The sequence below is a fragment of the Polyangium sp. 15x6 genome (assembly GCF_029960785.1).
In the GTDB taxonomy this organism is placed as follows: Bacteria; Myxococcota_A; Polyangia; order Polyangiales; family Polyangiaceae; genus Polyangium.
This window is the reverse complement of record NZ_JASBQE010000060.1, coordinates 61,293-71,610: the sequence shown is the minus strand read 5'-3', so window position 1 is coordinate 71,610 and position 10,318 is coordinate 61,293. Positions and strand designations below refer to the sequence as shown.

General features: G+C 70.3%; 8 protein-coding genes and 1 pseudogene. 4 read left to right on the top strand and 5 right to left on the bottom strand.

What is annotated here, in order from left to right; genetic code table 11:
* A pseudogene (locus QHF83_RS34160) lies at positions 1-228 on the bottom strand (serine/threonine protein kinase); the annotation flags it as partial.
* Positions 229-495: 267 nt separating this feature from the next.
* Positions 496-861: a hypothetical protein gene (locus QHF83_RS34155; protein WP_282422208.1), complete on the bottom strand. Its 366-nt coding sequence runs from the start codon at positions 859-861 to the stop codon at positions 496-498.
* Positions 862-977: 116 nt separating this feature from the next.
* Between QHF83_RS34155 and QHF83_RS34150 the strand changes: the two genes are divergently transcribed.
* The 3 genes from QHF83_RS34150 (at position 978) to QHF83_RS34140 (ending at position 5,935) form a co-directional block, all read left to right on the top strand.
* Positions 978-2,543: a MopE-related protein gene (locus QHF83_RS34150; RefSeq protein ID WP_282422207.1), complete on the top strand. Its 1,566-nt coding sequence runs from the start codon at positions 978-980 to the stop codon at positions 2,541-2,543.
* A 294-nt stretch (positions 2,544-2,837) separates the two neighbouring features.
* A complete protein-coding gene (locus QHF83_RS34145) occupies positions 2,838-4,661 on the top strand; it encodes an HTH domain-containing protein (RefSeq protein WP_282422206.1) in 1,824 nt (607 codons plus the stop codon).
* 380 nt (positions 4,662-5,041) lie between these two features.
* Positions 5,042-5,935 (top strand): hypothetical protein, encoded by an 894-nt coding sequence (locus QHF83_RS34140; protein WP_282422205.1) that lies wholly within the window; start codon positions 5,042-5,044, stop codon positions 5,933-5,935.
* Between the two features lie 9 nt (positions 5,936-5,944).
* Here QHF83_RS34140 and QHF83_RS34135 read toward each other — a convergent pair whose 3' ends face one another.
* The 3 genes from QHF83_RS34135 to QHF83_RS34125 form a co-directional block, all read right to left on the bottom strand.
* Positions 5,945-6,697, bottom strand: a complete 753-nt coding sequence (locus tag QHF83_RS34135) for a glycerophosphodiester phosphodiesterase family protein (protein WP_282422204.1) — start codon at positions 6,695-6,697, stop codon at positions 5,945-5,947.
* On the bottom strand, positions 6,694-7,671 hold the full coding sequence (locus QHF83_RS34130) for a hypothetical protein (RefSeq protein WP_282422203.1): 978 nt from the start codon (positions 7,669-7,671) through the stop codon (positions 6,694-6,696). The genes QHF83_RS34135 and QHF83_RS34130 overlap by 4 nt, the downstream gene beginning before the upstream one ends.
* 165 nt (positions 7,672-7,836) lie before the next feature.
* Positions 7,837-9,252 carry a serine/threonine-protein kinase gene (locus QHF83_RS34125; RefSeq protein WP_282422202.1) on the bottom strand — a complete coding sequence of 472 codons (1,416 nt, stop codon included), beginning with the start codon at positions 9,250-9,252 and terminating at the stop codon, positions 7,837-7,839.
* A 101-nt stretch (positions 9,253-9,353) separates the two neighbouring features.
* Between QHF83_RS34125 and QHF83_RS34120 the strand changes: the two genes are divergently transcribed.
* A complete protein-coding gene (locus QHF83_RS34120) occupies positions 9,354-10,298 on the top strand; it encodes a hypothetical protein (protein WP_282422201.1) in 945 nt (314 codons plus the stop codon).
* The last annotated feature ends 20 nt before the right edge of the window (positions 10,299-10,318 follow it).

Sequence of the window (10,318 nt, the reverse complement as noted above, 5' to 3'; positions counted from 1 at the left end):
GGCGGCGGCGCCGGAGAGCGCGGCGGCGGCGTCGGACAGGCCGGGCGCGGGCGGCGGCGGCACGCTCGGCGTGGGGCGCTTGGGGCGCGCGGGTTCAGCGCTCGGGGGCACGCTCGGCGAACGGCGGCTCGTGCCGGGCGCGGGCATCTGCGTGGAATCGGGCCGATGCGATCTCTCGGGGGCCGGCGTGGCCCGCGGAGGCGTGACCCTTGGAGGGGATTGCGTCATGGAAGTAAGCACGAAGAGCGTCGTTGGGCCCGAAAAGGGTCGGGAGGAGGCGGGCCCCCAAGCTCCCCCGACGCGCTCGAGGCGCTCGCCATTACGGAGCAACGCGTGTGCCATCCTGGAATCGTTCCTTTTTCGCGCAATGGTGGCGACGCGGAGACCGTGGATTTCGCGCCGCGGCGGTCCGGAGCGTGATCGCGCCGTCCTGCACGCGCCGGCGATCGAGGCGCCTTTGCCTCAGCGTGCGCGCGGACGAACGCCGCGTGCGATTCAGGGGTCTTCGTCGTCGGGGCGGCGGAGCCGCGCGCGCACGGGCGGCAGCGGGACGGTCGCGTTCGGGACGGGGCGCTCGGGGGACTCGCGCTGGTAAGCGCCGATGGTCGCTCGGACGATCGGGGGAAGGAAGACGTGCTCGAGGTCGACGCTGGCGAGCGAGGCGGCGACGGTGGCGATGCGGTCGACGAGCGGAGCGCGTTCGTCCACGAGGATGAACCGTTTGCCGCGGATGACACAGAGCCCTCCGCGCCACTTCTTGCCGCCGTCGGAGAGCGAGGGGTCGAAGGACTCGGAGCGCACGGTGATGCCCGCCTTGCGTGCGGCCTGGATGAGCTCCTGAAGGAGCCGCCCGAGCTCCATCCCACGAGCGTACTCCCGTTCGAGGCGGACTGCGTACGTTTCCTGCGTTTCCTGATACTCTCTGGATCCGCGGCGGTGTGAGCTGTCGCCGGGGGTGTTCTCGGGAGGCTTGGGCTGTGCGCTTTTCGTTTCGCTGGGGTCTCGTTCTGGTTGCGCTCGCCGCGCCGGCCGTCTGGCTCGTGCCGGGCTGCGGCGCGCGCACCGACATCGACGACGAAGACTCCACGGGCGAGGACGATGACGACGCCGGCCCCGACGCGCTCGGCGAAGACGCACAGCCCGACGTCTCGCCCGACGGATCCGACGCGGAGCCCGACGTGTCGCCGGACGTCGTGTTCGACGTGATCGAGGAGACCGTCGAGGACGCGCCGTTCGACGTGGTCGAGGACGTGCCGATCGACGTGATCGAGGACGTGCCGATCGATGTTCCGATCGATGTTCCCGAGGACGTGCCCGAGGACGTCCCCGAGGACGTGCCCGAGGACGTGCCCGAGGACGTCCCCGAAGACGTTCCGGTCGACGTTCCGGCCGACGTGCCCGAAGACGTCCCCGAGGACGTCCCGCAAGACGTCCCCGAGGACGTCCCGCAAGACGTCCCCGTCGACGTGACACCCGACGGCCCCTGCCCGGACGCCGACGGGGATGGCTACTCGGTCTGCGACGGCGACTGCAACGACGCCGATCCGCTGGTGAACCCGGGCGCGTTCGACTTCCCGAACGGCAAGGACGACGACTGCGACGGCGTGATCGACAACCCGAACACCGCGTGCAGCGCGGGCCTTTCGTACACCTCGCAGGATCCGCTCGACTACGCGAAGTCGATCGAGCTTTGCCAGACGACGACGCTGAATGCGACCGGCGCGAACAAGCGCTGGGGCGTGATCTCGGCCGAGCTTCGGCTCGCGGACGGCACGGGCACGCCGTTCCCGCAGTCGCACGCGATCATCACCTCGATGGGCAACGTGCTCGGCCCGCGGGCGAACCAGAACTTCGTCTTCCTCTCGACCGGCCTCGCGGCCACGCCGAGCCAGCCGTACTTCCAGTTCGGCACGCCGCAGGGCGGCACGGACACCGGCACGCAGTCGGCCACGCCCCCCGGCTTCCCGACCAACAAATCAGGGTGCCCGGTCCCCTTCGCGTCCACCGCGTTCAACCCGGTCAACCTCAAGATTCAGGTGCGCACGCCCACGAACGCGAGCAGTTTTGCGTTTGATCATGCGTACTGGTCGTCGGAGTACCCGGAGTATGCCTGCTCGCCGTTCAACGACCTCTGGGTCGTGCTCTTGAAGACGAAGGCGTCGGGAATCGCGAACAACCGCAACGTGGTGTTCGACGGCCAGGGCACGCCCGGCTCCGTGAACCTGAATTTCTTCGATCGTTGCGTGGCGGGCCCGACGGGTTGCTTCGGCACGCCGGGCTTCAATTTCTGCTCCGGGGGCAAATCCGAGCTCTCGGGCACGGGCTACGACGACTTCGACTCGCCCTGCAACAACACGCCGAGCTCCATCGGCGGGAGCACGGGATGGCTGACCACGGAGGCGCCGATCGTTCCCGGCGAGATCGCCACGGTGGAGTTCATCGTGTGGGACTCGTCGGACGGCATCTTCGATTCGTCCACGATCCTCGACTTTTTCCGCTGGTTGCCGGGCAAGCTCGCGAACCCGAAGACGTACCGGCCGTAGCCCTGGCCCTGGCAAGCGGGCGGCGCGGGTTCGTCCGGAAGTCCGTCCAGGGTGTTCGTGCGGGTCGTATTCGTGCGGGTCGGGACGTTCGTTCGGGCTGCCGCGGTTGACTCGTCGATCGTCCCGTGTTATGCGGCTGTTCAGTAGCGTGTCCGGCCGAGTGGGAGCGAATGTGCGCTTCCCGGTCGTGGCGGGCAGAGGCCCAGCGCGTGGCGTCGAAATAAGGACGGCACGTGCGACGCGCACCAAGAGGAGCGCCCAAGTGATGGGAGCGCCCGAAGGGCTGGACAAAAGATGACGTTTACCGATGCAGCGGCCGAGGTGCTTCGCCTCGTCGGCAGGCCGCTCCACTACAAAGAGATCACCGATATCGCGATAGAGAAGAACTTGCTCAGCCACGTCGGGAAGAGCCCCGAGGTCACGATGGGCGCCCGGCTCGCCGCGATGCTCAAGAAGGACTCGTCCGACACGCCGCTCATCCGGGTCAAGCCCGGCGTCTTCGCGCTCCGGGAGTGGGACGAGAAGACGCTGCGCGCAGGCCTCGACGGCAAGAAGGGCAAGCGCGGCGGCAAGCAAGAGCCGGCCAAGGCCGCCCGACACGAGGTCGAGGAAGAGGCCGCCCCGGAGGTCGCCGAGGAAGAAGAGGCCGAGGTCGAGACGGAGGCCGCGGAGGCCGAGACGGAAGAGGCGCCCGAGGAGCTCGAGGCCGCCCCCGTCACCCCCGCCGAGGCGCCCGCCGCCGAGGAAGAGGCCGAGGAGGACGACGAGACGCTCGTGTCCCCGGCCCCCGCGAAGCTGTCTCCGCCCACGCCCCGCCCGTCGGCTCCATCCTACGCACGCGCGGCGGAGGAGGAGGACGAGATCGACGCAGGCCCCGCCGGCCCCGATGACGTGATGCGCGCGGAAGCCGCCGCCGGCGCCGCCGAGATGTTCGACGAGGAAGAAGACGACGACCAGCCGATCCTCGGCGGTGGCGACGAGCGCGCCGGTGGGGGCGCTGCCGAGCCCGGAGGAGAAGGCCGCCGCCGTCGTCGCCGCCGTCGCCGCGGTCGCAGCACGAACGGCGAGGCCCAGGCCCTGCCCACGAGCGGGGGCGGGCTGCCCTCGTACACGGCGACGCCCGCGTTCGAGGTTCGTCGCGACGGCCGTGATCGCGACCGCGACCGCGACCGCGACCGCGACATCGGCCGTGATCGTGAGATCAGCCGTGATCGTGAGATCAGCCGTGATCGTGAGATCGTGCGCGACGTGGCGCCGACCGAGGCCGTCTACCGCGGCCCGCAGGTCATCGAGCTGACCCCGGGTGAAGGTCATCCGGCGCTCGACGACCTCGCAGGGCGCGAGCTCGCCGACGCGGTGGCCGCGATCCTGTCGACGTTCGATCGCAACGCCGGCGCCGTGTCCCTGCGGCAGATCGCCGAGACGGCGCAGCGCCGCGGCCGCCTCTCGGGCGATGCGCAGCTCGTGCAGTCGCAGGTGGCCGCCGCCGTGCGCGCCGACAACGCCCGCCGGATCGCGGCCGGTCAGCGCCCGCGCTTCCGCTTCGCCGGCGGCCGCGTGGCCCTGACGGACTGGCTGCTCGGCGGCGACCTTGCGCGCCTGGAGCAGGAGGCCCTCGCCGCGGTGGAGCGCTACCGCGACGCGGCCCGCCGTGCCTTCGCCCGCAAGCTCGGCGAGCTGCCTGGCCACGCGTTCATCGAGGTCTGCGTCCTCGCGCTCGAGCGCATGGGCGTCGGCCAGCTCCGCGCGGTGCGCCGCGCCGGCGCGCCCGGTGGCGAGTCGCACTTCTCGGGCGTCCTGCGCATGGGCAACGACGAGATCCGGGTGGCGATCGTGATCCGCCGCGACGGCCGTGAGGTCGGCCGCGAGCGGGTGACGGAGCTGCGCGGCTCGCTCCACCACTACGGGCCGGCCACGGTCGGATGGATCTTCACGGCCGGGCAAACGTTGTCCGGCGCGCGGGAAGAGGCGTCCGTCCCGGGGACGGCGCCGATCGCGCTCTACGACGGCCTCGCCGTGGCGCGGCTGTGCGAGGACAACGACGTGGCGGTGATCCGGGCGCGGCTGCCGATCGCGATTCCGGACGTCGATCTGCTCGACGCGCTGCGCGCTTCCTGACCCCGGTCGCGGGGCTTTGCCCCGCACCCAGAAGGGGGCTGTCCGCCCCCTTCACCCCGGACCAGGCACGGCCTGGACCGAGGGCCGAGAAACCGCGCCATGCGCGGTTTCTCGGATGGGCCCGTGACAAGACCCTCCACGACCTTGCCAGCCAAGGCGGCAGCGCTCCCCCCTCAGCCGCAACGTTCGCGTCGCTGGTCTTGAACTGGCCTGTTCGATGAACTGCGCATCGCGCAGTTCATCGACCCCGGGTCCAGCGCTTGCGCTGGTTCGGGTCCAGGGGTGAACAACCCCTGGTCGGGTCCGGGGTGAAACCCCGGCGCTACGCTGTGGACCGCCACGTTGACGGGCTCGGACTTTCCTGCAACGGTCCAGCCCGCATGCGCGCCCACGTCGCACGGTTTTCCCTCGGCTCGGCCCTCCTCCTCGCCACGGCGTGCGGCGGCACGCGTCCGCCTCCGTCCGTCTTTCCCACGGGAGACGACGCGCTCGGCCGGATGAAGGCCACCTATGCGTGCGTCAACGGCGTGCAGGGCCAGGCCAAGATCGACCGCTTCGCCCCCGAGGGCCGCGTCCGCGGCGAGGTCCACCTCTTCGCCGTGAACCCCGACCGCGTCCGCTTCGACGTGGTCAGCCCCTTCGGCGCCATGCTCTACACCCTCACGGCCGACGGCGAGCGCTTCCAGATGCTCGACGTGAAGGAGAAGCAATTCCTCTTCGGCCCGGCGAGCCCTTGCAACCTCGCGCGCATGACCCGCGTCCCCATCCCTGGGCACGCGCTCGTCTCGCTCCTCCGCGGCGAGGCGCCCGTCCTCCTGCACCAGCCCGGCGCCCCCACGATCACCTGGGACACCGACAACGGTTTTTACCGTGTCCTCGTGCCGAGCACGCGTGACGCGCAGCAGGAGATCCACCTCGGCATCCGGCCCGAGGACTGGGACAAACCCTGGTCCCAGCAGCGCGTGCGTGTCCTCTCCGTGCTCGTCTCGCAGCGCGGCGTCGACCTCTACCAGGCCGAGCTCTCGAACCACGAGGCTGCCCGCACCGCGCCGCCGCGGGTCGATCCCGACGGCATCGAGGACCCGATCCAGCCCATCGGCGGCGCCTGCGACGCGGAGCTGCCGCGCTCGATCCGCATGCGCGTGCCGCACACCGAGGAAGACGTGATCTTCCAGTACAAAGAAGCGCAGTGGAACCCGCCCCTCGTGCCTGGCGCCTTCCAGCAGCCCGAGCCCGGCGGCGTGCGCAAGCTCTACGTCACCTGCGAGAAGTAGATCACGCGGCTACCCGAGCGCATCACGGACGAGCCCCGGCACGTCCGTGATGATGCCGTCGACGCCGAGCGCCGCGAGATCCATCGCCTCGCGCGTGTCGTTCACCGTCCACACGTTCACCACGAGCCCGCTCTGCAAGAGCTGCCGCACCGTGCTGCCTTGCGTGAGGATCCGCTCGACGTGCACCGCTTGCCCGAGGCCCCGGGCGAGCTCGAGCGCGGCCCGCGACCAGCGCGTGCGATGCACCAGGAGCGCCCGCGGGATCCGCGGCGCGAGCGTACCGAGCGCTGCGACCATGCGCGGATCGAACGACGACACGATCACCGGCACGCGTGGATCGAAGGCCCCGAGCTTGCGCGCCGTCGCTCGCACCACGGCCGCTCGATCCGGCACGTCGTGCTTCATCTCCACGTTCACGCGCAGCCTGCGCGCCTGCGCGAGCGCGAGCACCTCCGTGAGCCGCGGCGCGCGCTCCCCGCTCCCCACGTCGATCCGCCGGATCTCCTCGTACGGCAGATCCGCCGCGGCTCGCGTATCCGCGCCGCCCGTCACGCGCTCGAACGTCGGATCGTGCAGCACGACGAGCTCGCCGTCTCGATCGACGCGCACGTCGAGCTCGACCCCGTCCGCGCCCTCCTCTGCGGCGAGCTCGAACGCCGCGAGCGTGTTCTCCGGCCGCGCCCCGCGCACGCCGCGGTGCCCGTACACGAGCGGCGGCCGCCCGTCCGCGCGCCGGAAGGCGAGGGCGCCGCGCGACCTCACGTGTCGAGCTCCCGCGCGATCGACAGCGCCACGGCGCGCGCCCGCGTGATCTCCGACAGTGGGAACGACGCCGCCCCCACGACCGGATGCCCCCCGCCGTCGTAGCGCCGGCAGATCGCCGCGATGTCGTGCCGCCGCTCCTTGCCGCACCAGGGGTTGTACCCGACCGACACCTTGCAGTGCTGCTTCTGGCGCGTGAGCGTCACGGAATAGACGGCTTCGGGGAAGAGGGCGTACGTGACGAACTTCGCCGCCGCGTCGATCGGCGCGTCGCTGAGGTCCACGAACACCACGCTGCCCATCATCGTCCCGACCTGCTTCACGCGGCGGATGAACGTCTCGCGCGCCGCTCCGAGCGGCCGGAAGAGCTCGGCGATGTCTGCACCGCGCGCCACCTCGGCGAGCGGCCGTTCGAGGAGCCGCGGCACGAGGTCCTTCAGAAACGGCCCGTCGCCGTGGTGCTCGACGACCGACGCCAGCTTGAGCACGGGTTCTTCACGGTCGACCGCTGCCTCCGCCGAGGGAAAACGCGCCGCGTCGATCACGTCGGCCCAGGCGACGAGCGGCGCGAGCGCCTCGCTCTGGATGCCGAACCGGCTACTCGCCACGTCCGCGATGAGCTTCGTGCACGAGCCGTACGTGGGCTCGTAGAACACGTGGTGCGTCACGTCCTCCGACGCGAGCGCCTCGCGTTGCTCCTCGACCGAGCCGAACGCGGTGATGTGGTGATCGAAGTACCACGTGAGGCGCGCGCTCTTCGTGTAGCGAAAATCCAGGATCGCGTTCTCCTCGCCGTCGAGCCACCCTTCCGGGATCGTCTGCATGCCGGGGCCGTAGCCGCACGAGCGGTACCGGAACGAGAGCGGCTGCCGGGGGGCGAGGGAGCGCACGAGGTGGGTGAACACGGCGGCGCTCGCCATGCCGTCGAAGCAGTGGCCGTGCGTGGCGACGACGATATCGCGGGGCTTACTCACGCGGGACAGCGGTAGCACGGCCCCCACGACCGAGCACCGCGCGCCTCGGACGTTTTTTCGTGGCCTCGACGCATGGGGACTTCGGAGCGAGGAACCAAGCAGGGAGCGCTCGCCGAGGAGGCCGTGCTCCCGCCGGGGACAGCACGGGACGAGCGGGCTTTCTGATCAGGCCGTCCCGCGCTCCGCGGGCATCATCACCCAGAGCACCGCCCCTGGCCGGATCCCCGCCGCCTCCAGGGACAAACGTTCTCCGCCCTCGCATGGGTCGTCCTCGACGAACCGCTTCGTCCGCGGCTCGAACAGGATCCATTCGGTCCCGTACGTCATCGGAGGCACCTTCGCGCCCGCGCGGCGTAATGCCTTCCAGATCCGCGCGATCAGGCTCGACAGGTGCGTGTGCACGTCGAGCGAGAACGTCCAGAGCTCGCTTTGCTCTCCAAGGAATCGGCGTGGATCCACGGTCACGTGCCGCCCGGCCACGCGCGTCGGGAGTTTTGGCACCGCCGATCGCGCGGCCGACCGCGGCCCCTCCGAGGGCGCCGTCTCCGTGAACGATCCCGCCCATGCCGTCGGCTCGTCCCCGCGAATCGGCCGCTCCGACGAGGGCGGCACGACGAACCGCGGCGTCGACATCGACGAAGGCGGGCTCGGCGGCGTGCTCGAACCCACGACCCCGCGGGCTCGGTCTCCCGTCGCCAGCCAATCCTCCCGCAGCGTCTCGCCGGGCGAAACGAATCTCGCGAGCTCCGACAGCATCTCCTCGGCGCTCTGGGGCCGTGATTCCGCGGCAATCGCGAGCGCGCGCTCGACGACCGCGGCCACATCGGCCGGCACCCACGGCGCGACATCCACGAGCGACCTCGCCGGCGTCACGCAAATGGCCACGAGCAGCTGCCCGATCGACGAAAGATGCTGATGGGGCGCCCGTCCGGCGAGCGCCGCATACAGCACGCACCCGAGCGACCACAGATCCGTCCGATGATCCACATCGCGGCTGTTTTGCACCTGCTCGGGCGACATGTAGAGCGGCGAGCCGAGCAGGTTTCCCGTGGCCGTCAGGTCCGTCGTCTGCCCGAGGCCGAGCGGCTCGGCGCGGACCTTCGCGATACCGAAATCGAGGATCTTGACCGTCAGCGCGCCATTCGGTTCGCGAGCGAGAAAGAGGTTTGCCGGCTTGATGTCGCGATGCACCACGCGCGCCGCGTGGGCGGCGGCGAGCCCGCGGAGGACCTGGCTCGCGATACCGAGGGCGCCGCGCAGCGAAAGCGTGCCGATCCGGTCGATGAGCCGCTGCAGATCCTCGCCTTCGAGCAGCTCGGTCACGAAATAAAGGTTTTTGCTCGGCTCGTCGGTCCCGGTATCGAGGATGCGGACGATGTGCGGGCTCTGGATCCGCGAAACCGCCTGTGCTTCCCGACGAAAGCGACGCAGCCCTTCCCCTTCGGCGAGGTGGTGATGGAGCACCTTCACGGCGACCCGCGCGCCCGTCTCGGTGTGCGCGGCTTCGTAAACGGCGCCCATCCCCCCTCGTCCGAGCAGGGAAAGGAGCTTGTACTTCTGGCCCAGGGTTTCGCCGATCAAGCCGGGCCAAGGTAAACGACGGTCCTACCGTTGGCAATGAGCAAATGTTCAGTACGTCCGGCGGCCTCGCTTGCTCGGGGAAACCCTGGTAGGCAGCCCTGATGAACCTACGAACGATGCTTCCTCACGTATTCATGCTCCTCGTCCTCTCCATCCCGGTCGTCGCCTGCGACGAAGGGGCAAGTGGAACCGGCGCGGGCGGCGGTGGCCAGGCTGGCAGCGGCGGGCAGGGCGGCAGCGGAGGGCAGGGCGGGGCGGGCGGCATGTCCGCGTCGAGCTCGAGCTCCGCGAGCGGCGGATCGGGCGGCACGGGCGGCGCCGGCGGCGCCGGCGGCGCGTCGTTCGATTGCTCGAATCTGCCTCTTTGCGACGATTTCGAGGCCGCCACGGCGGGCGAAGCGCCCGATCCGACGCGCTGGGCGGTCGTCATGCCGAACTGCACGGGCACCGGCACGGCCGCCGTCGACGCGACCCAGGCGCACAGCGGCAAGAACTCCGTGCTCGTGACGGGCAAGGGCGGTTATTGCAATCACGTCTTCATCGCGCATACCGCGGCGTTCGCGGAGCTCGGCGACGTGGTCTATGGCCGCTTCTACCTGCGCATGTCGGCCGCGCAGGGCGACGGCCACACGACGTTCATGGCCATGCGCGACGAGAACGACGGCCCCAAGGATCTCCGCATGGGCGGCCAGAGCAAGATCCTCATGTGGAACCGCGAATCCGACGACGCGACCTTGCCCTCGCTCAGCCCCACGGGCATCGGAATGAGCGTCGCGCTCACGGCCGATCAATGGCGCTGCATCGAATTCCAGGTCGACGGCGCCGCGGGCGCGATCCGGACCTGGGTCGACGGCGCCGAGGTCCCGGGCCTCGTGATCGACGGGACCCCGACGCCCGACGTGGACCAGCAATGGCTCACGCAGAAGCCGAACTGGAAGCCGAAGGTCACGGACCTGAAGCTCGGATGGGAGAGTTATGCCGGCCAGGACATGAATCTCTGGTTCGACGACGTCGCCCTCGCCACGACCCGCATCGGATGCCAATAGGTGGCCCGGCGAGCGGATCG

Coding starts and splice junctions, on each gene's coding strand:
- QHF83_RS34155 (WP_282422208.1), bottom strand. CDS start 861: ATGGAGCTCGGGCGGCTCCTTCAGGAGCTCATCCAGGCCGCACGCAAG.
- QHF83_RS34140 (WP_282422205.1), top strand. CDS start 5,042: ATGCGCGCCCACGTCGCACGGTTTTCCCTCGGCTCGGCCCTCCTCCTC.
- QHF83_RS34145 (WP_282422206.1), top strand. CDS start 2,838: ATGACGTTTACCGATGCAGCGGCCGAGGTGCTTCGCCTCGTCGGCAGG.
- QHF83_RS34120 (WP_282422201.1), top strand. CDS start 9,354: ATGAACCTACGAACGATGCTTCCTCACGTATTCATGCTCCTCGTCCTC.